Annotated in this window: 20 protein-coding genes and 1 tRNA gene; 6 read left to right on the top strand and 15 right to left on the bottom strand. The window is 57.1% G+C overall.

From position 1 onward, the window contains the following. The first annotated feature begins 277 nt into the window (after window positions 1–277). Window positions 278–487, top strand: coding sequence for a ribosome modulation factor (gene rmf / locus ABJM11_RS09335; protein WP_027831734.1), 210 nt, complete (start codon window positions 278–280; stop codon window positions 485–487). A 159-nt stretch (window positions 488–646) separates the two neighbouring features. On the opposite strand, the gene ABJM11_RS09340 is transcribed toward rmf, so the two are convergent. Further along, window positions 647–1,672, bottom strand: coding sequence for a quinone-dependent dihydroorotate dehydrogenase (locus ABJM11_RS09340; RefSeq protein WP_348297059.1), 1,026 nt, complete (start codon window positions 1,670–1,672; stop codon window positions 647–649). 406 nt (window positions 1,673–2,078) lie between these two features. Here ABJM11_RS09340 and ABJM11_RS09345 point away from each other — a divergent pair, with 406 nt between their 5' ends. Next, a complete protein-coding gene (locus tag ABJM11_RS09345; RefSeq protein ID WP_348297060.1) occupies window positions 2,079–3,257 on the top strand; it encodes a cation diffusion facilitator family transporter in 1,179 nt (392 codons plus the stop codon). Here the strand turns inward: ABJM11_RS09345 and ABJM11_RS09350 are convergent. Beyond that, window positions 3,254–4,753 carry a RimK family protein gene (locus tag ABJM11_RS09350; protein WP_348297061.1) on the bottom strand — a complete coding sequence of 500 codons (1,500 nt, stop codon included), beginning with the start codon at window positions 4,751–4,753 and terminating at the stop codon, window positions 3,254–3,256. The genes ABJM11_RS09345 and ABJM11_RS09350 overlap by 4 nt on opposite strands. 203 nt (window positions 4,754–4,956) lie before the next feature. Between ABJM11_RS09350 and rimI the strand changes: the two genes are divergently transcribed. Then, window positions 4,957–6,069 carry a ribosomal protein S18-alanine N-acetyltransferase gene (gene rimI / locus ABJM11_RS09355; protein ID WP_348297062.1) on the top strand — a complete coding sequence of 371 codons (1,113 nt, stop codon included), beginning with the start codon at window positions 4,957–4,959 and terminating at the stop codon, window positions 6,067–6,069. A 47-nt stretch (window positions 6,070–6,116) separates the two neighbouring features. Here the strand turns inward: rimI and uvrB are convergent, their stop codons facing one another. Continuing rightward, on the bottom strand, window positions 6,117–8,150 hold the full coding sequence (gene uvrB / locus ABJM11_RS09360; RefSeq protein WP_348297088.1) for an excinuclease ABC subunit UvrB: 2,034 nt from the start codon (window positions 8,148–8,150) through the stop codon (window positions 6,117–6,119). 185 nt (window positions 8,151–8,335) lie between these two features. Between uvrB and ABJM11_RS09365 the strand changes: the two genes are divergently transcribed. After that, window positions 8,336–9,520, top strand: coding sequence for a pyridoxal phosphate-dependent aminotransferase (locus ABJM11_RS09365; protein WP_348297063.1), 1,185 nt, complete (start codon window positions 8,336–8,338; stop codon window positions 9,518–9,520). Between the two features lie 69 nt (window positions 9,521–9,589). Then, a tRNA-Asn gene (locus ABJM11_RS09370) sits at window positions 9,590–9,665 on the top strand. A 433-nt stretch (window positions 9,666–10,098) separates the two neighbouring features. Here the strand turns inward: ABJM11_RS09370 and pyrF are convergent. The 12 genes from pyrF to purU form a co-directional block, all read right to left on the bottom strand. Next, window positions 10,099–10,809 carry an orotidine-5'-phosphate decarboxylase gene (pyrF, locus tag ABJM11_RS09375; RefSeq protein ID WP_348297064.1) on the bottom strand — a complete coding sequence of 237 codons (711 nt, stop codon included), beginning with the start codon at window positions 10,807–10,809 and terminating at the stop codon, window positions 10,099–10,101. Between the two features lie 33 nt (window positions 10,810–10,842). Next, window positions 10,843–12,012, bottom strand: coding sequence for a lipopolysaccharide assembly protein LapB (gene lapB / locus ABJM11_RS09380; RefSeq protein WP_348297065.1), 1,170 nt, complete (start codon window positions 12,010–12,012; stop codon window positions 10,843–10,845). Further along, complete coding sequence (locus tag ABJM11_RS09385; protein WP_027831725.1) at window positions 12,012–12,314, bottom strand: LapA family protein; 303 nt, start codon at window positions 12,312–12,314, stop codon at window positions 12,012–12,014. Before ABJM11_RS09385 ends, lapB begins: the two co-directional genes overlap by 1 nt. A gap of 71 nt (window positions 12,315–12,385) precedes the next feature. Next, a complete protein-coding gene (locus tag ABJM11_RS09390; RefSeq protein WP_007154691.1) occupies window positions 12,386–12,682 on the bottom strand; it encodes an integration host factor subunit beta in 297 nt (98 codons plus the stop codon). Window positions 12,683–12,813: 131 nt separating this feature from the next. Then, entirely contained in the window at window positions 12,814–14,508 is a 1,695-nt protein-coding gene (gene rpsA / locus ABJM11_RS09395) for a 30S ribosomal protein S1 (protein ID WP_150994508.1), read from the bottom strand. A gap of 131 nt (window positions 14,509–14,639) precedes the next feature. Continuing rightward, the gene (cmk, locus tag ABJM11_RS09400; protein ID WP_348297066.1) at window positions 14,640–15,320 is read right to left on the bottom strand and encodes a (d)CMP kinase; all 681 of its coding nucleotides are present in this window, start codon (window positions 15,318–15,320) and stop codon (window positions 14,640–14,642) included. Next, window positions 15,320–17,548 (bottom strand): bifunctional prephenate dehydrogenase/3-phosphoshikimate 1-carboxyvinyltransferase, encoded by a 2,229-nt coding sequence (locus ABJM11_RS09405; RefSeq protein WP_348297067.1) that lies wholly within the window; start codon window positions 17,546–17,548, stop codon window positions 15,320–15,322. Before ABJM11_RS09405 ends, cmk begins: the two co-directional genes overlap by 1 nt. A gap of 1 nt (window position 17,549) precedes the next feature. Next, entirely contained in the window at window positions 17,550–18,689 is a 1,140-nt protein-coding gene (gene hisC / locus ABJM11_RS09410; protein WP_348297068.1) for a histidinol-phosphate transaminase, read from the bottom strand. 29 nt (window positions 18,690–18,718) lie between these two features. After that, window positions 18,719–19,819 (bottom strand): prephenate dehydratase, encoded by a 1,101-nt coding sequence (gene pheA, locus ABJM11_RS09415; protein WP_348297069.1) that lies wholly within the window; start codon window positions 19,817–19,819, stop codon window positions 18,719–18,721. Between the two features lie 2 nt (window positions 19,820–19,821). Continuing rightward, a complete protein-coding gene (gene serC, locus ABJM11_RS09420; RefSeq protein ID WP_348297070.1) occupies window positions 19,822–20,904 on the bottom strand; it encodes a 3-phosphoserine/phosphohydroxythreonine transaminase in 1,083 nt (360 codons plus the stop codon). Window positions 20,905–20,945: 41 nt separating this feature from the next. Then, window positions 20,946–23,579 carry a DNA gyrase subunit A gene (gyrA, locus tag ABJM11_RS09425; protein ID WP_348297071.1) on the bottom strand — a complete coding sequence of 878 codons (2,634 nt, stop codon included), beginning with the start codon at window positions 23,577–23,579 and terminating at the stop codon, window positions 20,946–20,948. 127 nt (window positions 23,580–23,706) lie between these two features. Continuing rightward, the gene (gene purU, locus ABJM11_RS09430; protein ID WP_348297072.1) at window positions 23,707–24,561 is read right to left on the bottom strand and encodes a formyltetrahydrofolate deformylase; all 855 of its coding nucleotides are present in this window, start codon (window positions 24,559–24,561) and stop codon (window positions 23,707–23,709) included. Window positions 24,562–24,777: 216 nt separating this feature from the next. Between purU and ggt the strand changes: the two genes are divergently transcribed. Then, window positions 24,778–26,433 carry a gamma-glutamyltransferase gene (ggt, locus tag ABJM11_RS09435; protein WP_348297089.1) on the top strand — a complete coding sequence of 552 codons (1,656 nt, stop codon included), beginning with the start codon at window positions 24,778–24,780 and terminating at the stop codon, window positions 26,431–26,433. Window positions 26,434–26,442: the final 9 nt, after the last annotated feature.

Genomic DNA, 26,442 nt, shown 5'->3' on the forward strand with positions numbered 1-26,442 from the left:
AGCGCATTCCCCCGGTTTTCCCGGGTTTGTTATGTCACACAACTATAAAAAAAGCTTCATATAGATTAAATAAATAGTGTACAAGGGCGTTGGTTTAGTCCTACCTTGTAGGTGACGCGTCGTTCCGGGGAGCCAAAAAAAGGGCTCTCTGTTAACAGGATCCTGACTGCTCTGGCCATATCTGACAATAGTGGGTTACCCCGGAAGGGTTGCCGCTAGTCCCGGCCACTGCAGATGTGTACACGCTTGTTCTGTTAATCCATTAGTGAGGAACGGCATGAAAAGACAGAAAAGAGATATGTACGCTCGTGCATTCAAACGGGGTTATCTGGCCGGCGTGTCCGGTAAAGCAAAAGACAGTTGCCCGTTGGAACAACCGGAAGTTCGCCAGGAATGGCTCAACGGGTGGCGAGAAGGCCGCACAGATCAATGGGAGGGCATGACCGGCGTATCCGGCATCCACAAACTGGCGAACGTAACAGCATGAGGCTGTTTCTCCAGGCCCCCGAATCTTTAATCTGATCTTTCACTAACACACAATTTGACGCAGTACTCAGAGCAACCCAAACGGGTCCTCCCGACCCGTACCATGCGATGAAGCGCCACGGGGTTCATTCCCCGCACGGGCCCGCTAAGCGGGCCCACTTTATTTCCGGCCCAGTTGACGAATCGCCTCGACAGACTCCCGTATCAGTGCCGGCCCACGATAGATAAACCCTGTATAGACCTGCACCAGCTTTGCTCCTGCCCGGATCTTTTCGGCTGCACTGGCGCCATCAGTAATGCCCCCCACCCCGATAATGGGCAACGAGTCACCCAGCTCAGCATAAAGTGCCTGAATTACCCGGGTTGAGGGCTCCCTTACTGGGGCGCCACTCAGACCGCCCGCCTCTTTGGCATACCGGTGCCCCGCAACGGCCTCACGACTGATGGTTGTATTCGTTGCAATGACGCCGTCCAGCGCGGACTCTTTCAGAGCAGCAGCCACAAACCGGATACCCTCATCGTCCATATCCGGGGCAATTTTTACTGCCAGCGGCACATAGCGGCCGAACTCTTTCTCACATCTGGCCTGCTCGTCCTTGATGGCATGCATCAGCCCCTTCAAAGAATCGCCAAACTGGAGATCCCTTAGCCCCGGTGTATTAGGGGATGAAACGTTCACGGTGATGTAGTCTGCACGTGAATAGACAGCGGCGATGCCTTTGCGGTAGTCCGACTCAGATTCCTCGTTGGGCGTTACCTTGTTCTTACCCACGTTAATGCCAAGTACACCGGCGTACCTGCGCCTGTCCACACGGCCTAGGAGGTGATCGAGGCCCTCATTATTGAACCCCATTCTGTTGATAATGGCCTGGTGCTCAGGAAGCCGGAACATCCGCGGCCTGGGGTTACCGGGCTGGGCAAGTGGCGTGACCGTGCCGACTTCAATAAACCCGAAACCCAACGCACCCAGGGCATCCAGATGGTCGGCATTCTTGTCCAGGCCGGCTGCCAGGCCCACAGGATTGGGAAAATCCAGCCCCATGACCCGAACAGGCAGGGGCTCGGGCTCGCTGACCAGCGCCTTCAGAATTCCAAGTTTTCCGGCCATATCAAGGCCGGACAAGGTCAGATTATGGGCGGCTTCCGGTGGCAGTCGGAACAACAATTCGCGCATAATGCCGTACATACAGAATCTCCCTGATCGAGAATGACGCGGAGTATACCGGAACTTTTCCACAGCATCGCCCTACACCACTCATATGACAGCAAAATGTCTGTAGCGTTAAGGTGTTGTGACCTTTTCCACGGAATCTGTGGATAACCCTGTTGAAAATCGCGGGGCAACGCCGTCGAACCCTTGATATCCGCGCCAGCCTACAGATTGATCATTTTTTGATCAGTTTATTTTGTTATTAATATCAATGACTTGTAGTTGTTTTTACCCAACAGAAAGCATCGAAGACACGAGATATTACGTTGAAGTCATTTTTCGAAGATGTGTATAAATCATCCAGAAGCAGCGACGGACGAGCCTATGCAAAGCTTTCCGGAAATATCGTTATACTGGTTTTCTCGGCCGCTGGAGCAAAAAAATGAACGATCACCAGAGCCTACTATCAGAGCGCATGGAAAACCTGCCTGAGGAGCGCAGAGCCGCCTCAAGAGTGACAGTAATCGGAATGCTTCTGGATGCCATTCTGGGCGTGTTAAAAGTGGTCGGCGGAGCACTGTTCCATTCCCAGGCCCTGATAGTGGATGGCATTCACTCCTTCAGTGATGTGGCATCGGATCTGGTGGTTCTGGGGGTCATGCGTGTGTCCCGCCGGGGGCCGGATGCTGATCACCCCTACGGTCACCAGCGCATTGAAACCATGGGCACGATGGTGCTGGGCAGTTTTCTGATTGCCGTGGGGGCAGCCCTTGCCTGGGACAACACCCTTAGGCTGATGGCGGACGGCGACGCAAACCTTCCACAATGGCCTGTTCTGGTAGCCGCTGCCATATCCGTTGGCAGCAAGGAATGGATCTACCGCTATACCCGTCACATAGGCATCAGCATTCGCTCGGACCTGATCATTGCCAATGCGTGGCACAGCCGTACCGACGCCTTTTCCTCAGTGATTGTCCTGTTTTCCACCGTTGGCGCCATGCTTGGCTACGTATGGCTGGACATCCTGGCTGCTGTGGTCATTTCCGTGATTATTATTCATATCGGCTGGAAGTTTACCTGGGACAGCGTCAAAGAGCTGGTAGACACCGGGCTGTCCCCGGAGGATACCGCTTTGCTGAAGCAGGTTGCCATGAATGTCGACGGCGTGCGAAACGTTCACGAGCTCCGCAGCCGCCGCATGGGTCACGACATAATGCTGGATGTTCACCTGGTGGTACGGCCCGAGATCAGTGTTTCCGAAGGCCATCAGATCGGCATGCAGGTGGTCGCAGCGATGCGCGAACAGTTGGATAACATCCTCGACATCAACTTCCATATTGATGCTGAAAACGACGAAGATCATCCCCAGACCTCAGAGCAACTCCCCAGCCGTGAGGAGATACGGGACAGGTTAGGTGTGCATATCAAAAAGCTGCCCCCGAACAGCCGCCTAAGGCTGCATTACCTGCGCAACAAGGTTCACATGGAATTATTCATGGAGATTCCCGAAACAGAAGCACTTCCGGATGCCCATCACATCAGCCGCGAAATGGGAAATTACCCCTGGTTCGGCAGCCTGCGAATCTGGCACGCCCACACGGATAATCACTCGGTGGTCTAGCGGCGGCGTTTTTCCTCCATGCGGGACAGGAATTCCTGCATGATCAGTGTGTACAGTTCGCCACCAAGGAAACGGTCTTCCACTCCCCCGTCGATGCTGGGGTTGTCGTTAACCTCGATCACCGCCACACGGTTACCGGACTGTTTGATATCCACTCCATATAGGCCATTACCAATCAGCCTGGTGGCGTTCAAAGCCGCCTGAATGACATTTCTCGGCACCTCATAGGTGGGCATGGTCTCGAAACCGCCGCTGTCCACCTCCGTACCACCGTGCTGGTAGATCTGCCAGTGCCCCTCCACCATGAAGTACTTGCAGGCATAGATGGCACGGCCGCCGAGTACGCCGATGCGCCAGTCATAGTCGGTATAAAGGTATTCCTGGGCGAGAACCAGGGCGGACTGTTTGAAAAGCTCTTTCAGGCCAGCCCGCAGGGACTTTTCATCCTCTGGTTTGGTGACGCCCCTGGAGAAGGCACCGTCCGGAATCTTGATAACCACGGGAAAGCCCAGTTCACGCATCACCTGTTCGGCGCTGTCTTTCTGGTCTTTGGACAGGATCAGGGTCTTGGGCGTGGGGATCTTGTTGTTCTTCAACAGGTCCGCCAGATACACCTTGTTGGTACAGCGCAGAATGGACACCGGATCATCAATCACCACCATTCCCTCGGCCTCGGCTTTGCGGGCAAAACGGTAGGTATGATGGTCTATGGCCGTCGTCTCGCGAATAAAAAGGCCGTCGTATTCCGGTAGCCGCATATAGTCACGGCGTCCGATCTGCTCAACGTTTATACCCAGCTTCCTGCCGGCTTTCTCGAATTTTTCCAGTGCTTCCCTGTCGCTGGGCGGCATTTCTTCCTCCGCATTCACCAACATCGCCAGATCGAACCGGTAACGACGGCGAGTGCGCGGCTTACGCCAGACCATGCTGCTGAAACGGTCGAACGCCGCCGCAAACGCATCCTGCTCTTTGCCCTTCAGGTCTGCTGGACAGCCAGGCTTCATGGAAGCAATCTGCCAGGTTTTTCCACGCCGAAAGACCACATCCAGAACCGGGCACGGAAAGCGATCAAATAACGCCCGCGCAACCGGTTTCAGGTCCGCGTGTTCGGCCTGGCCAAAGTAGGTGCGAATGCGCACTTCATGGGTGGCGTTCTTGTTGTCCGCCACCGGATCGATTTCGGACCCGGAGGCGTCGAGCCAGTTGATAACGCTGGCATCCAGTTCGTCCAGTTGCAGTGAGAACAGCCCTTTACGGCTCAGATCGTTGAGGGTCATCACCGACGGCACGACATGGTGTCCCCGGGCTTCGGCCAGCAGGGAACAATAATAGCCACGGCTGAGATAACGGGCACTCTGGCAAAGATTGATTACCCGGACACGACTGGAAGCAGGTGCGGAAAACTGCAGGTACTGGTCAAAGGTCAGCACGTCTTCGCTGGGGTAATACGGTGCCCAATCTTTCGCCCGGTCGACAACAATCAATAAACGTGACATCAGTGGCATTCCTCCAAACGCCCTCAGCCGGGCCTGTACAATGTCGCAACAATACGCCGGAAACTCCTGGCCTACAATTAGCAGGAAATGCGTGCTTTTACGCATAATTGCACGCTACCGGCAAAGTCGGCTCTCACTCATAATAGCCGCCAGAGCTGAATCCGGCTAAGCCACCACTTTGCGTTATCCAGAGTCCTGACACTATGACATCACTTGAATTTCGTCACGCCACCGGCGATGACCTGGACGCACTGGTAAAGCTGGAAAACCGCTGCTTCACCGAGGACCGGATATCACGTCGCAGCTTTCGCCGTTTTCTGGATATGCCCAGGGACCGTTTGATTGTCGCCGAAGCCGGAGAAGAACTGGTGGGCTATTGTCTGGTGCTGATGAGCCTGTCCACCAGGCTGGCGCGCATCTATTCCATTGCGGTGTCACCGTCTGAACGCGGGCACAACATTGGTGAGCGCCTGGTCCGCGAAGCCGAAGCGGCTGCGGTGGACGCGGGCCGCATTGTCATGCGACTGGAAGTGCGGGAAGACAATGCCCCGGCGATTCGGTTGTACCAGCGTCTGGGTTACCGCCAGTTCGGTACCTTGCGGGATTACTACGAAGATCACGGCACTGCCCTGCGTTTTGAGCGCCGTATCCTGTTCTATGAACCCTCCCGGGAATTTCCGCAAGTACCCTATTACCCACAGACCACGGAATTCTCCTGCGGCCCGGCGGCCCTGATCATGGCCATGGCAACGATCGACGAACAGCAGTCGATGACCACACTGGAAGAACTCAAGCTCTGGCGTGAAGCAACTACCATCTTCATGCTCGCCGGCCACGGCGGCTGCGGCCCCCACGGCCTGGCCTTGGCCGCCTGGCATCGTGGGTTCCATGCCAGCGCCTATATCAGCAAGGAAGGGGCGTTATTCAAGGACACCGTGCGAAATGAGGACAAGAAACGGGTTCTGGAACTGGTGCACGAGGGGTTCCTCCACGACATCGGCCAGACCGGCATCGAACTCCACCATGACCCGCTCACGCTGGACGGCATGCAGGCCGCCCTTCACGACGGCCGTGTTCCGATCATCCTGATCAGCACATGGCAACTCAACCGCAGCCGCGTCCCCCATTGGGTGACCGTGTGTGCCATCGACGACCAGTTCGTGTACCTGCATGACCCGGAGATTGACACGGACATCGGCGAAACCGTTGCCGACAAACAGTACCTGCCGGTTGATCGCCGGGTGTTTGACCGCATGTCCCGATACGGCAAGAACCAGCCGTTACAGGCTGCAGTTATTGTTGGCCCCAAGCGGTAGCGCCACCTTCCGAACGAGCCCAGCCGGGCGCCCCTTGCAAAACCTGTTTAGCCAGTTCGCAAGGCAGCCTCTTTAAGCTCGGAAATATCATCCCGCAAACGCGCGGCCGTCTCGAAATCCAGGTCCGCAGCGGCCTTGTACATATCGTCTTCCAGGCGGGTGATCTCCTTTAGGACCTCCTCGGGCGAACGGTTCCCCGCCTTGGCACGGTACTTCTCCGCTTCCTCGGCAGCCTTCTCACCGGGACGCTCTGCCTTGCGACGGCCGCGACCGCCGCCGCTGGCACCTTCCATAATATCCGCGATCTTCTTGTTAAGGCCCTGAGGCGTAATGCCGTGCTCTTCGTTATGCGCTGCCTGTTTGGCCCGGCGACGTTCGGTTTCATCAATCGCCCGCTGCATGGAGCCGGTGATTCGGTCACCATAGAGAATTGCCTTGCCATGCAGGTTCCGTGCAGCGCGGCCGATAGTCTGGATCAGAGAGCGCTCCGAGCGCAGGAAACCTTCCTTGTCGGCATCCAGAATCGAGACCAGTGACACCTCCGGCATATCCAGGCCTTCCCGCAACAGGTTGATGCCCACCAGCACATCAAACTCGCCCCGGCGCAGATCACGGATAATCTCCACCCGCTCCACCGTGTCGATGTCCGAATGCAGGTAGCGCACGCGGATGTCGTGTTCCATCAGGAAGTCGGTGAGATCCTCGGCCATGCGCTTGGTCAGGGTGGTCACCAGCACCCGCTCGTTGACATTGGTGCGCAGGCGGATTTCCGAGAGCAGGTCGTCCACCTGGGTAGACGCCGGGCGGACTTCAATTTCCGGGTCCAGCAGGCCGGTAGGCCGGACCACCTGTTCCACCACCTGCCCTGCATGTTCGGCTTCGTAGTTGCCGGGGGTAGCAGAAACAAACAGCATCTGCGGTGCAATCCGCTCCCACTCGTCAAAACGCATGGGGCGATTATCCAGTGCAGAAGGCAGCCTGAAGCCATACTCCACCAGTGTTTCCTTGCGGGAGCGGTCGCCTTTGTACATGGCGCCGATCTGGGGAATAGTCACGTGGGATTCGTCCACCACCAGCAAGGCGTTCGGCGGCAGGTAATCGAACAAGGTGGGCGGCGCTTCGCCCGGCCGGCGCCCGGAAAGATAGCGCGAGTAGTTCTCGATACCATTGCAATACCCCAGTTCCAGCATCATTTCGATGTCGTAACGTGTGCGCTCTTCCAGCCGCTGGGCTTCCACCAGACGGTTATTGTCACGCAATTGCTGCAGGCGGCCGTCCAGCTCCGCCTTGATGTGTTCCACGGCGTCCAGCACCGTCTGTCTTGGAGTGACATAGTGGGACTTGGGGTAAATGGTTACCCGGGGTACCCGACGCAGTACTTCGCCCGTCAGGGGATCGAAGTAACTGAGGTTTTCCACTTCGTCGTCAAACAGTTCAATGCGGATGGCTTCTTTCTCGGATTCCGCAGGAAAAACGTCAATCACATCCCCACGCACCCGGTAATTGGCCCGGTGAAACTCGATATCGTTGCGGGTGTACTGCAGCTCAGCCAGCCGCCGGAGAATGTAGCGCTGGTCGATCTGGTCTCCCCGGTCCAGGTGAAGCATCATTTTCAGGTAGGACTGGGGGTCACCCAGACCATAGATAGACGACACCGTCGCCACAATGATCGCGTCTGGCCGCTCAAGCAGTGCCTTGGTGGCAGAGAGGCGCATCTGCTCGATGTGCTCGTTGATGGACGCGTCTTTTTCAATAAAGGTGTCGGACGAAGGGACGTAGGCTTCCGGCTGGTAGTAGTCGTAATAGGACACAAAATACTCGACCGCGTTGTCCGGAAAGAATTCCCGGAACTCCCCGTACAACTGGGCCGCAAGCGTTTTGTTGTGGGCCATGATAATCGTTGGCCGCTGCACCTGCTGGATAACATTGGCAATGGTGAACGTCTTGCCCGAACCGGTTACACCCAGCAATGTCTGGTGAGCGAGGCCGGAATGGATACCGTCCACCAGACCTTCGATCGCTTTGGGCTGATCTCCGGCAGGCTTAAACGGGGAATCCACCTTGAACGCGCCGTCTTTCATCAGCGCGCCGGTTTCTGAAGTGGCCATAATCGGGAGACATCCTCCGTTCAATCGGTTTAGAGAAACTTATCGTCACGCGGGCTTCATGATACCATCTGTGCCATCCAGGGCGGCCTGAACCTCGTGAAATCCACTACCTGTCAGCCGCCTGAGCCCTAATCAGACGCAGCTTTAAGGAGCGCAAGTTGGACCTTCAACTTTCCAGCCGAGTACAGGCAATCAAGCCATCCCCCACTCTCGCAGTGACCAATAAAGCCGCAGAACTGCGCGCTGCCGGCCAGGACATTATTGGCCTGGGTGCCGGCGAGCCAGACTTTGATACGCCCGACCATATCAAGCAGGCGGCAATCGAAGCGATCAACAACGGCCAGACCAAGTACACCGCCGTGGATGGTACGCCCGCCCTCAAGAAGGCGATCATTGCCAAGTTCAAACGGGACAACGGGTTGGAATATGAAGCCAACCAGATCCTGGTAAGCAGTGGCGGCAAACAGAGCTTTTTCAACCTTGCCCTGGCTACCCTGAACAAGGGCGACGAAGCCATTATCCCCGCTCCCTACTGGGTTTCCTATCCGGACATGGTACTTGTGGCGGAAGGCAAGCCGGTGATCATCGAAACCGGCGCCGACACCCGGTTCAAGATCACCCCTGAACAGCTGGAAAACGCCATTACCGAGCGTACCCGCCTGTTCGTGATCAACAGTCCATCCAACCCCAGTGGCATGGCTTACAGCCTGGACGAACTGAAAGCGATTGGTGAAGTGCTGAAAAAGCACCCGCAAATCATGATTGCCACCGACGACATGTATGAGCCGATCCTGTGGACCGGTCAGCCGTTCTGTAACATCCTCAACGCCACACCGGAGCTGTATGACCGCACCTTCGTGCTGAACGGTGTATCCAAGGCCTATTCCATGACGGGCTGGCGTATCGGCTATGCCGCAGGCCCGGCAAAAATCATCGGCGCCATGAAGAAGATCCAGTCCCAGAGCACGTCCAACCCGGCCTCCATCTCACAGGCGGCCGCAACAGCAGCTCTGGACGGCCCGCAGGATTGTGTGCAGGAAATGGTCACTGCGTTCAAGGAACGCCACGACTACCTGGTGGAAGCCCTGAACGCCCTGCCCGGCGTTGAGTGCCTGCATGGCGACGGCACATTCTATGTGTTCCCGAGCTTCCAGGGTGCCATTGATGCGGATTCCGAGGTCAGCAATGATGTGGAGTTTGCCGAGAAACTGCTGAAGGAAGCGGGCGTCGCCCTGGTTCCCGGCTCCGCCTTTGGTGCGCCGGGTCATATGCGCCTGAGCTTCGCCACCAGCCTGGATACCCTGAAGCAGGCCATCGAACGCCTGAGGAAGGCCCTGGGCTAAAATTTCTGGCAAGGGGTTGACGAGGCGTTGGGGTAACCTTAATATACGCGCCTCGTCACATGACGACGTTCCCCGATAGCTCAGTTGGTAGAGCAACGGACTGTTAATCCGTTTGTCGCTGGTTCGAGCCCAGCTCGGGGAGCCACTATTCCGAAAAGCCGCTAGTCCTCTGGATTAGCGGCTTTTTTCGTTTTGGTTCTTTGAGTTTGGATTCGGGCCCTAGCCTGCTTGAGATGGTGCCACGGCGAGGTAGGACTTCCTTCCCGAAAAACGCTACAAGCACGTCCGTGTGCGCTTGGGCTCCGCCATCCATGGCTCCGCACATTTTCGGGAAGGAAGTCCTACCTCGCCTGATTGATCTTCACAGTTATTGAAAAAGCCAAGCCCTGCTTTTACAGCGATATCTGAGCTGTTAAAACCGGTGCGGTGGGGGCTCCCTCACAAAAATGTGCGGAGCCATGGAGGGCGGAGCTCAAGCGTACATGGATGTACTAGAAGCGGTTTTTGGGAGGGAGCCCCCACCGCACCGAGACTCCACACCATCAGGCTAGGGACATGCCAGGAACCGAGAACCAAAATCAAAGGCCTATCACCTCAGAATGAATAGCCTCCAGCGCCGCCAGAGGCTCAGCAGCCTGGGTTATCGGGCGGCCGATGACCAGGTAGTCGGAGCCGGCTTTGAGGGCATCTGTGGGGGTCATGATGCGTTGTTGGTCACCTTTGGCCGCTGACAAAGGACGGATACCCGGAGTGACCAGTTTGAAATCGGTGCCCTGCTCCGCTTTCAGTGCCGACGCCTCCTGCGCCGAACAGACGACGCCGTCCAGCCCGCAGTTGCGGGTCAGCGTTGCCAGGCGGGAAACATGGGCTTCCGGGGAGCCGGTGATGCCGATGCCGGCGAGATCCTCTGCCCCCATGCTGGTCAGCACCGTGACGGCGATCAGCAGGGGGCGATCCTTGCCGAAACTCTCCAGACGGTCGCGGCAGGCGGTCATCATTTTCTCGCCGCCGGAGGCGTGCACATTGACCATCCAGATGCCCAGATCTGCAGCGGCCGCTACCGCTGCCGACGTGGTGTTGGGAATGTCGTGAAATTTGAGATCCAGAAAGACCTCGAAACCCCTCCCCCGGAGCTTGCGAACCAGGTCCGGGCCGCATCGGGTAAAGAGCTCCTTTCCTACTTTCAACCGGCATTTGGCCGGGTCCAGTTGGTCTGCCAGGGCAAAGGCAGGCTGGTCGGAAGGAAAATCCAGGGCAACAATGATTCGAGGGTCGTCGGGGGTTTGCACAGTCGGTTTCCTGCAGAATGTCGTAAATTCGGGTTATTCGGCTTCCACACCCTGGATCGGGCGAACGGTTTCCCATTGCTTGCAACTCGGACACAACCAGTGCAGTTGCTGGCCAGAGAAGCCGCAGTTCACACACCGGTATACCGGCCGGTTTGCCAGTATCAGGTGGCCGATGCGGCTGACGAGACGGCCTTCGTCCGTAGTCATGCCCTTTTCGTAGCCGGCCAGTTCTACCAGGCGCAGCAGGCCCCGCACGCTGGGGCGGACCTCCAGCTCACGACGCAGCAGTTCAACGGCGGCCATTCGGCCGGAGGTGCGCTCAACGGATTCCACCAGGGCCAGCAACAGGCTGGTACTGGGCCAGGCGTCGTAGTACTTTCCGAGTTTCTTGACCAGGCGCCCTACGTCACCATGCTCCCGCTCAAGCTTCATTAAGCGGTCAACCGCTTCAGAGCTGAACTCAGGGTTCTGGTCAAACACTTTCAGGCTGTGATTGGCCGCGTCCCGGTAACTACCCTGGCGAACCAGGAGCTTCATCATAATGAAGGTGGCCCGGACACAGGAGCTGTCGTATTCCAGCGCTTCCTTTGCCAGCTTCTGGGCCATCCAGCGGTCGTCGTGCTTGAGGGCCTCTTCCGCAAGCTCGCAGGTAATGTAGGCCAGCGTCTTGTGCATTCCGGCATCATGCTCGCCGGTTGTCAACGTTCGGGCTACCTGGCCGGCCTTGCCCCACTCCTTTTCCTGCTGGTAAAGCTCGATCAGTTGCAGCGAGGCCTTGCGGCCATATTCCCTGTCTCCCATCAGTTGATGGAGCAGAGCTTCTGCCCGGTCCAGCAAGCCTGCATTCAGATAGTCAATGGCGAGTTCGTAGGTTACCTGCTGGGAGTAACGTGACGGCAGCTCGGGGCGGGCCAGAAGGTTCTGGTGAATCAGGATAGCGCGGTCAGTCTCACCCTTATGCCGGAAATGAGCACCTATGGACAGGTGCAGACCAACCGTTTCCTTATTGACGGCCAGGGATTGGACAAAATTCTCGACGGCCTGGTCGGAATAGTTGGTGAACAGAAACTGCAAACGATCCTTGACCGATTCTTCATCCGAGATGGGGGCTTTCGAGCGATCCCTGGTATTGCCCAAGCGCCCGACAAACCAACCTGCAGCTACCGCAATCGTCAACAGCAGCCACTGAAGCACTATATCCATCAAAGCGTCCGGTCGTTCTGGGCCCTGGATTTCTCCAATGCCTGCTCGGTTCGAGCAAGTCGTTTCTCAAGGTTACGGCGGGAAACCGATGTGCGAACGGTTGCAAGCATGGTAATCAGAACTCCGATCAAAGCGCCGATCACAAAAGACATAATAATCCAGACCGCAACACCATGGGGTTGGGTCTCGAACAGAAGAAAGTTGAGGGACACTGCCATCTGATTATTAAGGGAAAAAACAAGTGCCACCAGAACCAGAAACAACACCAGCAGAATGAGAAGAACCTTCTGTAATCCGGCCATAGTCGCAACGCTCCACGCGGACCTGATTGTCTAGATCAGGACCTGGTTAAAGTCTTTCCGTAGAAGGGTAATCAGAAACCCTTTTTAAGACTGTCATTGACCTGTTCCCGCAATTCCTTACCAGGCTTGAAGTGCGGAACAAATTTGGCCGGTAACTGAACAGCCTCACCGGTTTTGGGATTTCGCCCGGTTCTTGCCGCCCGATGGTGCAGCGAAAAGCTGCCGAAACCACGGATTTCAATTCGCTGGCCATCCGCCAGTGACTGGGACATGTGCTCTATAATCGTTTTCACAGCCAGTTCCACATCCTTCACTGAAAGCTGCGTCTGTTTGGACGCAATCAGCTCTACCAGTTCAGATTTCGTCATTGGGCTCATCCCTCTTCACATTATTATCGGATAGCCGGTTTCCAGCTCCTTGGCTCTAGTTTAGCCAAACCAGAAAAAAACACAAAAAAAACGGGCTCTTAGAGCCCGTTTTTTTATACCAACCGGAAATCTTATTCCTTGTTGGCGTTTTGCTGCTGCATCTGCTCCTTGATGAGATCACCGATAGTGGTCGCACCAGAGGAGGATTCAGCCGTCTTCGCACGCACACCTTCCAGTGCCTGCTTGTCGTCTTCAACATCCTTCGACTTCACAGACAGGTTGATGACGCGGTTCTTACGGTCGATGCTGATAATCTTCGCTTCAACTTCATCGCCTTCGTTCAGCGCATTGCGTGCATCTTCAACACGGTCACGGCTGATTTCGGAGGCTTTCAGAACAGCTTCAACTTCGTCGTTGAGGGTGATGGTCGCTGCTTTGGCGTCTACAGCAGATACCGTGCCCTTAACAATGGAGCCCTTGTCGTTAAGCTGTACAAACTCGGCGAACGGATCGCTTTCCAGCTGCTTGATGCCCAGGGAGATGCGCTCACGCTCGGGATCAACAGACAAGATAACGGTTTCAACCTCGTCACCCTTCTTGTATTCACGAACAGCTTCTTCGCCAGTTTCGTTCCAGCTGATGTCTGACAGGTGAACCAGACCATCGATGCCACCGTCCAGGCCGATAAAGATACCAAAGTCAGTGATTGACTTGATCTTGCCGGAGATACGATCGCCCTTGTTGAATCTGCTGGAGAAATCTTCCCAGGGGTTGGCAACACACTGCTTGATACCCAGGGAGATACGACGACGCTCTTCGTCGATATCCAGAATCATCACACCCACTTCGTCGCCTACCTGAACGACCTTTGACGGATGGATGTTCTTGTTCGTCCAGTCCATCTCGGATACGTGAACCAGACCTTCCACACCTTCTTCCAGCTCGGCGAAACAGCCGTAGTCGGTCAGGTTGGTTACACGTGCAGTAACCTTGGTACCTTCCGGATAACGACCCTTGATATCAACCCAGGGATCTTCACCCAGCTGCTTCAGACCCAGTGATACGCGGTTACGCTCGCGGTCAAACTTCAGCACCTTGACACTGATTTCATCGCCGACATTGACGATTTCGCTCGGATGCTTGATGCGTTTCCAGGCCATATCGGTAATGTGCAGCAGGCCGTCAACACCGCCCAGATCCACGAACGCGCCGTAGTCGGTCAGGTTCTTGACGATACCTTTGATTTCCATCCCTTCGGTCAGGGTTTCGAGCAGAGCTTCACGCTCGGCACTGTTTTCAGCTTCCAGAACGGCGCGGCGGGAAACAACCACGTTGTTACGCTTCTGGTCGAGCTTGATAACCTTGAATTCGAGTTCCTTGTTCTCCAGGTGCGCGGTATCGCGAACCGGACGAACATCTACCAGAGAGCCCGGCAGGAAGGCACGGATACCAGCCAGATCGACGGTGAAACCACCCTTGACCTTGCCATTGATAATACCCTTAACCACTTCCTCAGCTTCGAAGGACTTCTCGAGCACCTTCCAGGCTTCAGCGCGCTTGGCTTTCTCACGGGACAGACGGGTTTCGCCGAAGCCGTCTTCTACAGCGTCGAGAGCTACGTCAACAACGTCGCCAATAGCAACTTCCAACTCGCCTTTTTCATTGAGGAACTGGGAGGCGGGGATAACGCCTTCGGACTTCAGCCCGGCGTTAACGGTGACCCAGTCGTTATCAACATCAACTACGGTTCCCTGAACAATGGAACCTGGTTGCATGTCAATTTCTTTTAGGCTTTCTTCAAAAAGATCCGCAAAGCTCTCGCTCATTATGTGTCCTATGTGATCAACGCAAGTTTACTCCGTGCTACCAGCAACACGGTCTGTTAGTTTCAATCCGGATTCAGCCAGTGGCTGGCCGATAACGCTGAATCCGGAATTTCAACGACAAAAAGGTGTAGTCAGGCCTGACCTGCAGCGGCCATAACCCTGACTAGCACCTCTTCTATACTCAACCCCGTAGAATCAATGACTTGCGCATCATCCGCAGGCTTGAGCGGGGCGGCGGCACGGTTTATATCCCGTTCATCGCGCACCCGTATCTCCTCTAAAAGGGCGTCAATATTAACATCGACCCCGGCGTCCTTCAACTGGCTGTAACGTCTTTGCGCACGCTCTTCCGCGCTGGCCGTCAGAAAGATCTTTACCGGTGCGTCCGGAAACACCACTGTACCCATATCGCGACCGTCCGCCACCAGTCCCGGGGGCTTGCGAAAATCACGCTGACGCTGCAGCAGCGCATCGCGAACGGGCTGCATCACGGCAACCTTCGAGGCATTATCCCCGCAGGTTTCTGTACGTATATCTGCGGTCACATCGCTGCCGGCCATCAATACTTTTGCCGGCTCACCCGGGGGTGTCGGCTCGAATGCCACGTCCAGATTAGCGGCAAGCCTGACCAATGCCGGCTCGTCATCCAACGAAACGCCCTGCCTTTCGGCAGCAAGTGCCGTAAGCCGGTAGAGCGCGCCGCTATCAAGCAGGTGCCAGCCCAGTTTTCGCGCCAGCATCTGCGTAATGGTGCCCTTGCCGGAGCCACCAGGGCCATCCACGGTAATAATGGGCGCCTTGCTCTCAACCATTATTCAGTTCCCTCGGCCGAGATATTGATGCCGGTGCGGCTGGCCAACTCGACAAACCCCGGGAACGACGTTGCCACATTGGCGCAGTCGGTCACTTCAATATTGCCACTGGCTCGCAGTGAGGCCACGGCAAACGCCATCGCAATCCGGTGGTCGCCGTGACTGTTGACCGCGCCAGCACCGATGGCCTGGCCACCGTCAATAACAATGCCGTCCGGTGTGACGGTGGTTTCCACGCCCAACGCCGTCAGGCCATCAGCCATCACCTGAATCCGGTCGCTTTCCTTGACACGGAGCTCCTCCGCTCCACGCAGGACGGTTCTCCCTTCCGCGCATACAGCAGCGATAAACAGTACCGGAAATTCGTCGATGGCCAGGGGCACCTGATCCTCAGGAATGTCGATACCCTTGAGAGCGGCAGAACGGACACGGAGATCGGCGACCGGTTCACCGCCGATCACCCGCTCCTCCAGCACTTCGATATTGGCGCCCATCATGCGCAGAATATTGATGACCCCTACGCGGGTAGGGTTCATGCCCACGTGGCGGATGATGAGGTCGGAATCCGGCGCAATACTGGCCGCCACCAGGAAAAACGCCGCAGAAGAAATGTCCGCCGGTACGTCAATCGCGGTTGCCGTCAGGCGCCCTCCCCCGGTAACGCTGGCAGTGGCCATGTCACGATGAACGTGATAGCCGAAACCTTCCAGCATGCGCTCAGTGTGATCCCGGGTGGGCGCCGGCTCAGTCACCGAGGTCACACCTTCGGCATAAAGCCCGGCAAGCAACAGGCAGGACTTCACCTGGGCACTGGCCACCGGCATCTCGTAATGAATACCCGTCAGCGCATGGCCACCGCGAATTTTCAGCGGCGGCCGGCCGCCCTCGGCAGTATCGATTACGGCTCCCATCGCCCGCAGCGGGTCCGCGACGCGCCCCATTGGTCGTCTGGAGAGACTCTCGTCGCCCGTCAGCTCCGAATCAAATGGCTGGGCTGCCAGCAAGCCTGAGAACAGTCTCATGGCAGTACCGGAGTTACCCAGGTAGAGCGGCCCCCGCGGTGCCTGCAGGCCGTTGATTCCTACACCATGGATGCGAACAAAGCCTTCATCCGGCCCTTCAATGGTGACACCCATATCACGGAAAGCCTGAAGCGTGGCCAGACTGTCCTCCCCCTCCAGGAAGCCTTTCACCTCGGTGATGCCGTCGGCAAGTGCTCCCAGCATGATGGACCGATGGGAAACGGATTTGTCGCCCGGCACACGAATTTCTCCGGAAATCCGACCGCCGGGCTGAAGACGGAATGTTACCTGTTTCTGACTGTTGTTGGTCACGTAAGCCTTTCCTGAAAGCATTTTGGAAAAATGTTCCCGCGCCGCTTTGGCGCGACTGAAAACCCGTAACAGGGTTGCACTGTCCTGATCGGCAATGGCGGTGCGAAGCAGGTCCAGATCGTGGGTGAAGTGATCAATGACCCGTAGCACCGCATCCCGGTTGGAGAGAAAAATATCGTGCCACATCACCGGATCGCTGGCCGCGATCCGGGTAAAGTCACGAAAGCCCCCTGCCGCGTAACGGAATATATCGAGATTCTCGTCCTCACCCGCCAGTGTATCCACCAGCGAGAAGGCAATCAGATGTGGGAGGTGGCTTGTGGCAGCGAGTACTTCGTCGTGATAGGCCACGGACATAGTCAGCACTGTGGCACCGCAACCCTCCCATAGCGCCTTCAGCTTCTCCAGATCCGACGTGCTGACATTGTCCGCCGGAGTCAGGATCACCTTGTGATTGGCAAACAGCCCGGGATCGGCCGCCCGGATACCACTCTTTTCCGAACCCGCGATGGGGTGGCCAGGAACCACCTTGGCCGGCAGTTCGCCAAACACCTCACGCACGTCATTCACGAAACTGGTCTTGGTGCTGCCAACGTCCGTAAGCACGGTATTGGTGCCAAGGTGTGGGCGAATTTCCTCCAGTACGGTACGCGTTGCCTTGACGGGTACGGCAAGAACAACCAGGTCGCTACCGATCACGGCCTCGGCGATGGTGCCGGCCGCCTCATCAATAATGCCCAGCTCCCTGCCCAGGGCCAGTTCGTCGGCCCGCTTGTCGGCCCCAACAACGGTCACGGCGAGGCCGTTAACGCGGACGGCTCTGGCCAGGGACCCGCCAATCAGGCCAAGGCCGATAACCGCAACGCGCTGGAACAGGGGCTGGACGGCAGACACCTTACGCTTCCTCCCCGCACTGAGCGGCCGACAGCGTATCCAGAGCACGGGCCAGGGACTCGATAAAGCGATCATTCTCCTCGGGCAGGCCGATGGAAACCCGTAAATGCGCGGGCATACCATAGCCGGCAATCGGCCGGACAATAACGCCCTGCTCGAGCAATAACTGATTGATATCCGCAGCCCGTTCTCCCACATCCACCGCAATAAAATTGCCGGCGGAGGGAATATAATTCAGCCCCATTTCGTTAAAGGCCGTCTCAAGCTGTTTCATGCCCTCGGTGTTCACTTGCCGGGCACGCTGAAGGTATTGCTCGTCACCCAGGACCGCAGTAGCGGCAGCCAACGCCAAAGTATCTACATTAAAAGGCTGGCGTACCCGATTGAGAACATTGGCGATTTCAGGAGAACTGACGCTGTAGCCGGCACGCAGTGATGCCAACCCCCAGGCCTTGGAGAAGGTACGGGTAACAATCAGGTTAGGATAGCGCCCGAGCAGTGACAGGCCGTCCACATAACCCTCGCCCTGCAGGTATTCGCAGTAGGCTTCATCGAGAACCACCAGCACGTGCTCCGGAATCCGGTCCAGAAACGCCTCAATTGCCCCAGCACCATGTACGGTGCCGGTGGGATTATTCGGGTTGGCAACGAACACCAGCTTTGTGCGGCTTGTTACAGCCTCCGCCATGGCGTTCAGATCGTGGCCATAGTCCCTGGCGGGAACCGACACACCTGTGGCGCCAATCGCCTGGGTTACCAGCGGGTAAACGGCAAACGCGTACTGGGAGAACACCACTTCCGAATTCTGGTCCGCAAAACACCGGGCGATCACTTCCAGAACATCATTGGAACCATTGCCCAGAGTAATCTGCGACGGCTGGACACCATAGCGCGCAGAAAGCGCCTGCTTGAGGTCAAAACCATTGCCATCGGGATAACGGCAGAGTTCATCCAGCACTTCCTTGACCGCGGCCAGTGCTTTGGGGCTGGGCCCCAACGGATTCTCGTTGCTGGCCAGCTTGATGATGCTGTCAGGGTTGAGGCCCAGCTCCCGGGCCAGCTCATCAATGGGCTTGCCGGGCTGGTAGGGGGATAACGCCTGTACGCCTTTGACCGCCAGGCTTTGGTAATCAGTCGACATTGAACCCTTCCTCAGCAATTCGTGTTGCTCTACAAAACCCCAATGGGGTAGGAACCAAGGCGTTTCAGTTCCACGGCTTCTTCATCGATCTCGGAAAGCACCTTGCTCACCTGCTCGTCCTCTACATGGCCTTCAAAATCGATATAGAACACGTAAGCCCAGGTGCCACTGGGAGAGGGCCGTGTTTCGATCCGGGTCAGGCTCAGGCCATGTTTGTGGAAAGGCTCCAGCAGCTGGTAAAGCGCCCCGGGCTTGTTGCGCATCGACACCAGGATAGACGACTTGTCATTGCCGCTGGCCGGCACCTCCTCACGCCCGATGATCAGAAAACGGGTGGTGTTGTCCGGTCGGTCTTCAATACTGGTCGCCAGCACTTCCAGGCCGTAGAGTTCCGCCGCCATATCACCGGCGATGGCAGCCGTGCCCGGCTCTTCTGCTGCACGCCTTGCCGCTTCGGCATTGCTACTGACGGTTACCCGCTCAATGCCATAGCGGTGGGCGTCCAGCCACTGCCTGCACTGGGCAAACGACTGTTGATGCGAATAGATGCGGACAATTTCCTCGTCCTTGTATTCTGGCGACACCATCAGGTGATGATGAATGCGCAACTGGACTTCGCCACAGATCTTCAGCGGCGAAGACATGAACATATCCAGAGTATGATTGATCATACCTTCGGTGGAGTTTTCCACCGGAACCACCCCATAGTGGGCGGCACCGGATTCCACCTCGCGGAAAACCGCGTCGATCGCCGGCAGCGGAACACTGATTACGGAGTGGCCAAAGTGCTTGAGCGCCGCAGCCTGGGTGAAGGTTCCCATCGGCCCCAGGAAAGCGATGTGCATGGGCTTTTCCAGGGCGAGGCAGGCGGACATGATTTCCCGGAACAACCGCGCCATCTCTTCGCCGGACAGGGGGCCTGGGTTGCTTTCCTTGATGCGCCGCAGCACCTGGGCTTCCCGCTCCGGACGGTAGAAAAACACGTCTTTCCCCGGATGGGCTTCGGTCTTTACCCGGGCCACTTCCTGGGCGCACTCGGCCCGCTTACTGATCAGGTCCATGATCTCCCGGTCCAGCCGGTCAATCTCGTCCCTCAACTGCCCGAGGCGGGCCTGCTCATCACTGCTCATGATCAGCCCCGCTCCTTCGCAAATGCGGTCATGTAGTCGATCAGCGTGTCCACACCGGCTTCGGGCATGGCGTTGTAGATACTGGCCCGCATACCGCCCACAGAGCGGTGCCCCTTCAGGTTCAGCAGACCACGCTCGTTGGCCCCTTGGAGAAAGGCATCGTTAAGCGCGTCGTCCGCCAGGGTAAAAGGAACGTTCATCCAGGAGCGGAAACGCGGCGAAATCGGATTGGCGTAGAAATCGTTTTCGTCGATAAATCCATACAGCTTGCTGGCCTTGCGACGATTTATCTCGCCCATTGCCGTAACGCCGCCCTGCTCTTTCAGCCACTTGAATACGAGTCCCGCCAGGTACCAGGAATAGGTGGCGGGCGTGTTGTACATGGAGTCATTATCCGCGATTACCTGGTAGTTCATCATCGTGGGCGTGATCTTCTGGGCCCTGCCCAGTAAGTCCTTTCGAATGATGACCGTCACCAGACCGGAGGGACCGATATTTTTCTGGGCACCTGCGTAGATCAGGCCGAACTTTGATACATCCACCGGGCGCGAGAGCATGGTGGATGACATGTCCGCCACCAGTGGCACGGCACCGCTCTCGGGCACGAAATCAAACTCCAGGCCACCAATGGTTTCGTTGGGCGTGTAGTGCAGGTAGGCAGCATCCGCCCGGGTCTTCCATGTGTGCTGATCGGGAACACTGGTGAACCCGTCCGCTTCGCTGCTGGCGGCCACGTTTATCTGGCCATAACGGCTGGCCTCGGCAATGGCTTTCTTCGACCAGATACCGGTGTTGATATAATCTGCCGATGTCTTGTCGCCGAGCAGGTTCAGCGGAATGGTCGCGAACTGGCTGGAAGCTCCACCCTGCATGAAGAGTACGGCATAATCATCTGAAACTCCGGCCAATTCCCGAAGGTCTTTCTCGGCAGTCTCGGCGATTTCCACGAACTCGTCACTGCGGTGACTCATCTCCATCACCGACATGCCGGTGCCGCGCCAGTCCAGCATTTCTTCCCGTGCCTGTTGCAGCACGGGCTCCGGCAAGGTTGCCGGACCTGCACAAAAATTATACGCCCTGCTCATGATCCTGTGATCTCTCAAGTATTGCCAATTAAGGTGCCGGCTTATTCCTCGCCGGCACTCTCTCCTGCATCACCTGTGCCTTGTGCACCTTCTTCGCCATCAGACTCAGACGCAGGCGCTTCCTCACCATCAACCTCTTCGGCATCAGTTTCAGCAATACGCTCAACGCCCACAAGACGCTCGTCTTCCTGGCTCAGTTTGATCAGGCGAACCCCCTGGGTGTTGCGGCTCAGAACCGATACTTCGTCGGTACGGGTACGTACCAGCGTGCCCTTGTCCGAGATCAGCATCATTTCGTCGCCTTCGAACAGCTGCAGCGCCGTGACCAGATTGCCGTTACGCTCGGAACACTGCATGGCGATAACGCCCTGACTGCCACGACTGTAGGTGGGGAACTCGTCAAACGTGGTGCGCTTACCATAGCCGTTTTCGCTGGCTGTCAGCAGCACTGCGCCTTCCTGGGGAATGATCAGCGACACCACGTGGTGCCCTTCCGGCATCCTGATACCACGCACACCACGGGCCGTCCGGCTCATGGGGCGTACCGCTTCTTCGTTGAAGCGAACCGCTTTACCAGCCGAGGAGAACAGCATGACTTCCGCATCGCCCTTGGTGATCGCCGCGCCAATCAGGGTATCACCCTCATCCAGCGACAGGGCGATCAGACCACTGCTGCGGGGGCGTGAGAAGTTCGGCAGCGGTGTTTTCTTGACCACACCGGCCGAGGTGGCCATCAGCACATACTGGTCTTCCGGATAATCACGTACCGGCAGGAAGGTGGTAATACGCTCTCCTTCGTCCAGCGGCAGGATATTCACCATCGGGCGGCCACGAGAGGCGCGGCTGGCACGTGGAATCTCGAACACCCGCAACCAGTACACCTTGCCCCTGTTGGAGAAACACAGAATGGTGTCGTGGGAGTTGGCGACCAGCAGCTTCTCGACAAAATCCTCGTCTTTCATGGAGGTCGCCGCCTTGCCACGGCCACCACGGCGCTGGGCCTGATAGTCTTCCACCGCCTGGGTCTTGGCGTAACCACCGTGAGAGATGGTCACTACGAGGTCTTCCTCGTCAATCAGATCGGCGATGGTCAGGTCCCGCTTGGAACTGGTGATCTCGGTCAGGCGCTTGTCACCGAACTCGCTAACGATGGCCTCAAGCTCTTCACGGATAACCTGCATCAAACGGTCCGGGTCTGCCAGAATCTCCAGCAGATCGGCAATCTTCTCGAGAATGTCTTTGTACTCGTTCTGCAGCTTCTCGGTTTCGAGGCCGGTCAGGCGGTGCAGGCGCAGATCCAGGATGGCCTGGGCCTGTTCCGGCGACAGGTGATAAAGCCCGTTACGCAGGCCAAAGATCTCCGGCAGGTCGTCCGGCCGGCAGGCATCTTCGCCCGCCCGTTCCAGCATCGCCATAACGTCGCCCGGCGCCCAGCCCTGGGCCATCAGCTTTTCTTTTGCCTCGGCAGCACCCGGGGATGCCTTGATCAGGGCAATAATTTCATCGATATTTGCCAGCGCTACCGTAAGACCTTCCAGAATATGGCCGCGTTCCCGGGCCTTGCGCAGCTCAAAGATAGTCCGGCGGGTTACTACTTCCCGGCGATGGCGGACAAAGGCGTCCAGCATCTGCTTCAGGTTCAGGATCTTCGGCTCACCGTTGATCAGGGCGACCATGTTGATGCCGAAGACCGTCTGCAGCTGGGTATGAGTAAAAAGGTTGTTGACGATGACGTCCGGGTTTTCCCCGCGACGCAATTCAATCACCACCCGGATGCCTTCCTTGTTGGATTCATCCCGCAGTTCGGTAATGCCTTCCAGGCGCTTCTCTTTAACCAGTTCCGCAATTTTCTCGATCAGCCGTGCTTTGTTCAGCTGGTACGGCAGCTCGGTAATAATAATGGCATCGCGGTTGGTTTTTTTGTCGTGCTCGATTTCATGGCGGGCACGAATGTAGATGCGCCCACGGCCGGTGCGGTATGCCTCAACAATGCCGGCGCGGCCGTTGATAATACCCTCGGTGGGGAAGTCCGGCCCCGGAATATGCTCCATGAGATCATCAACGGTCATGTCCGGGTTGTCGATCAGCGCCAGGCAGCCGTTCACAATCTCCGTGAGGTTATGGGGCGGAATATTGGTCGCCATGCCCACGGCAATACCGGAGGAGCCGTTGACCAGAAGGTTCGGAACCCGCGTGGGCAGTACTTCGGGGATCTGCTCGGTGCCGTCGTAGTTGGGGACGAAGTCCACCGTTTCCTTTTCCAGATCCGCCAGCAGGGAGTGGGCAATTTTCTCCATGCGGATCTCGGTGTAACGCATGGCGGCTGCGTTATCGCCGTCGATGGAACCGAAGTTGCCCTGGCCATCTACCAGCGGATACCGCAGGGAGAAAGGCTGGGCCATACGGACAATGGTGTCGTAAACAGCGGAATCACCATGGGGATGGTATTTACCGATAACGTCACCCACCACACGGGCGGACTTCTTGTAAGCCTTGTTCCAGTCGTTATTGAGCTCGGACATGGCGAACAATACTCGGCGATGCACCGGCTTGAGGCCATCCCGCACGTCCGGAAGTGCACGACCAACGATAACGCTCATGGCGTAATCGAGATAGGACTGTTTCAGCTCGTCTTCAATATTTACCGGCAGGATCTCTTTGGCTAACTCACCCATCGAGAAAGGTTCCTTTGCATTTGCTGGAAGTCGTTTCAGGGCCCTTCAGAGCGCCCCATAGTTATTCTTTAACAAGCGGCCAATACTACCACATTCAACCCTTTAGCGGGGTATATGGCAGTGTCCGTCAGTCAAAAACCACGGTCTTGTTTTCGTAGGTGATCACACGGTCTTCAATGTGTGCCCTCAGCCCCCGGGACAGGGCGTTTTTCTCCACATCCTTGCCCAGGCGCACCATATCCTCGATCGAGTCACTGTGGCTGATGCGGATCACATCCTGCTCGATAATGGGGCCTTCATCCAGATCCTGCGTCACGTAGTGGCAGGTGGCACCTATCAGCTTCACACCCCGGCTGTACGCCTGATGGTATGGCCGCGCACCCGCAAAGGAAGGCAGAAAGCTGTGGTGAATGTTGATGACCTTGCCTGAGTACTTCTCGCACAGGCTCGCGGGGAGTATCTGCATGTATCGGGCCAGCACCACTACATCGGCCTCGTACCCTTCGATCAGGCCGTCAACCTCACCAAACGCTTCGTCGCGATTGTTCTTGTCGACGGGGATGTAGTGATAAGGTATTTCATGCCACTCGACCATGCGCCTGAGGTCTTCATGGTTGGAGATAACAGCCACAATCTCGGCATTGATTTCCTTGCTGTGCCAGCGATGGAGCAGGTCTGCCACGCAGTGGGATTCCTTGCTGCACATGAGGATGACTTTCTTGGGCCGGGCCGAATCAGCAATATGCCAGTTCATGTCGAACTCGCGGGCAATGGGCTCAAAAGCGATGCGGAACTGCTCAAGCCCGAAGGGAATCGAATCGGCCTTGATTTCATGCCGCATGAAAAACCAGCCTGTCTGGGTATCCGAGTGGTGGCTCGCCTCGGTAATCCAGCCATTGTAGGTCGACAGGAAATTACTGACCTTGGCAACGATACCCACCCGGTCCGGGCAGGAAATCACAAGACGATAGGTATGCTCCATGGAAGCCTTTCCTTAATCTGATCCGGGAAAGTGGGCGTGCAGGTTCACACCCTTAAAAATGACCGGCTATGATAGCCTATCTGAGCATCAGAAACGAGGCGCACTGACATGGATAGACACCCCCTACAGGTACGTAACAAAAAAGCCGTGCCGGGCCACTCACTGGCCACAAAACTGATCATTACCATCGCATTACTCCTGCCACTGCAACCGGCTATGGCCGACGCTATTCTCGAGGGCGAACGCCACCACCCGGTCAAGGCGATGAACGGGATGGTCGCCACCAGCCATACACTGGCAACCGAAGTGGCGCGGAAGGTTCTGGAAAACGGTGGCAACGCCATGGATGCAGCGGTCACAGCCGGGTTTGCCCTGGCAGTCACCCAGCCCCGCTCGGGCAATATTGGCGGGGGTGGTTTCATGCTTTATGCGCCCGGCAGCGGTGAAGCCGTGGAAGCCATCGATTACCGGGAGAAAGCGCCGGCCGCAGCCACGGAAACGATGTTCCAGGATGAGGAAGGCAACGTGGTACAGAACCGCAGCCGGTTCACCCATAAGGCCGCCGGGGTACCCGGTACCGTGGCTGGTCTTGCCCTGGCGCTGGAGCGGCACGGCACCCTGTTCCTGAAAGAGGCACTGGCGCCGGCGATAAAGCTGGCGCGGGAAGGCTTTATCGTACCAGGCCGCTTTACCGAAGGCCTGGAAGAGGCCCGGGACCGGCTACAGCGCTGGCCTGCAACCCTGGAAACCTTCTATAAAGAAGACGGTTCCGCGTGGCAACCCGGCGAACGCTTCCGGCAACCGGAACTGGCTGATACCCTCCAGCGCATTGCGGACCAGGGCCTTAAAGGTTTCTACGAGGGCAGGACCGCGCAACTGATCGTGGAGGAAATGGAACGCCACGACGGCCTGATCACCCTGGACGACCTCAAGAACTACCAGCCCCAGGTCCGCCAGCCGGTTCATGGCAGTTACCGGGGACACGACATCTATTCCATGTCGCCACCCTCCTCCGGCGGCACTCACATCGTACAGATTCTCAATATCCTTGAAGGCTACCCACTCTCTGATTTCGGCCACAATTCCGCCGCCAGCATCCACCATATGGCTGAAGCCATGAAACTCGCCTATGCCGACCGTGCCGAGTTTCTGGGCGATACCGACTTCGTGGAGGTTCCCCTGGAGGGATTGGCCAGCAAAGCCTATGGCGAGGCCTTGCGCAAAACCATCGACGCCGATAAAGCCCGCCCTTCGTCCGAGATCAGCGCCGGCAACCCAGGCGCCTATGAAAGCCCGGAAACCACCCACTTTTCCATTGTCGACCGCTGGGGGAATGCGGTTTCCAATACTTACACCATCAACTTCAGTTATGGTTCCGGCATCACCGTGGCCGGCGCCGGGTTTCTGCTGAACAATGAAATGGATGATTTCAGTGCCAAACCGGGCGAGCCCAACGCTTATGGGCTGATCGGTGGTGAAGCCAACAAGGTGGAACCGGGCAAACGCATGCTGAGCTCGATGTCACCAACCATCGTCAGGCGTGATGGCCGTAATTACCTGATTACAGGAAGCCCCGGCGGCTCGCGGATCATCACCACCACCTTGCAGGTGATACTCAATGTGATTGATCATAATATGAACATACAGTCGGCGGTCAGTGCGCCGAGAATCCACCACCAGTGGCTGCCGGATGAGATACGCATTGAACAGGGAATCAGCCCCGACACTGTACGGCTGCTTGAGAGCAAGGGCCACAAGGTGGTGACGGGTAGCGCAATGGGCGCTATCCAGAGCATACTGATCGACAGTGACGGAACCCTGTACGGCGGTGCAGACCCGCGCCGCAGCACATCGTCAGCCATGGGTTACTGAACCGGAGAG

Origin of the sequence: Marinobacter sp., assembly GCF_039977835.1 — a bacterium.
Classification (GTDB): Bacteria; Pseudomonadota; Gammaproteobacteria; order Pseudomonadales; family Oleiphilaceae; genus Marinobacter.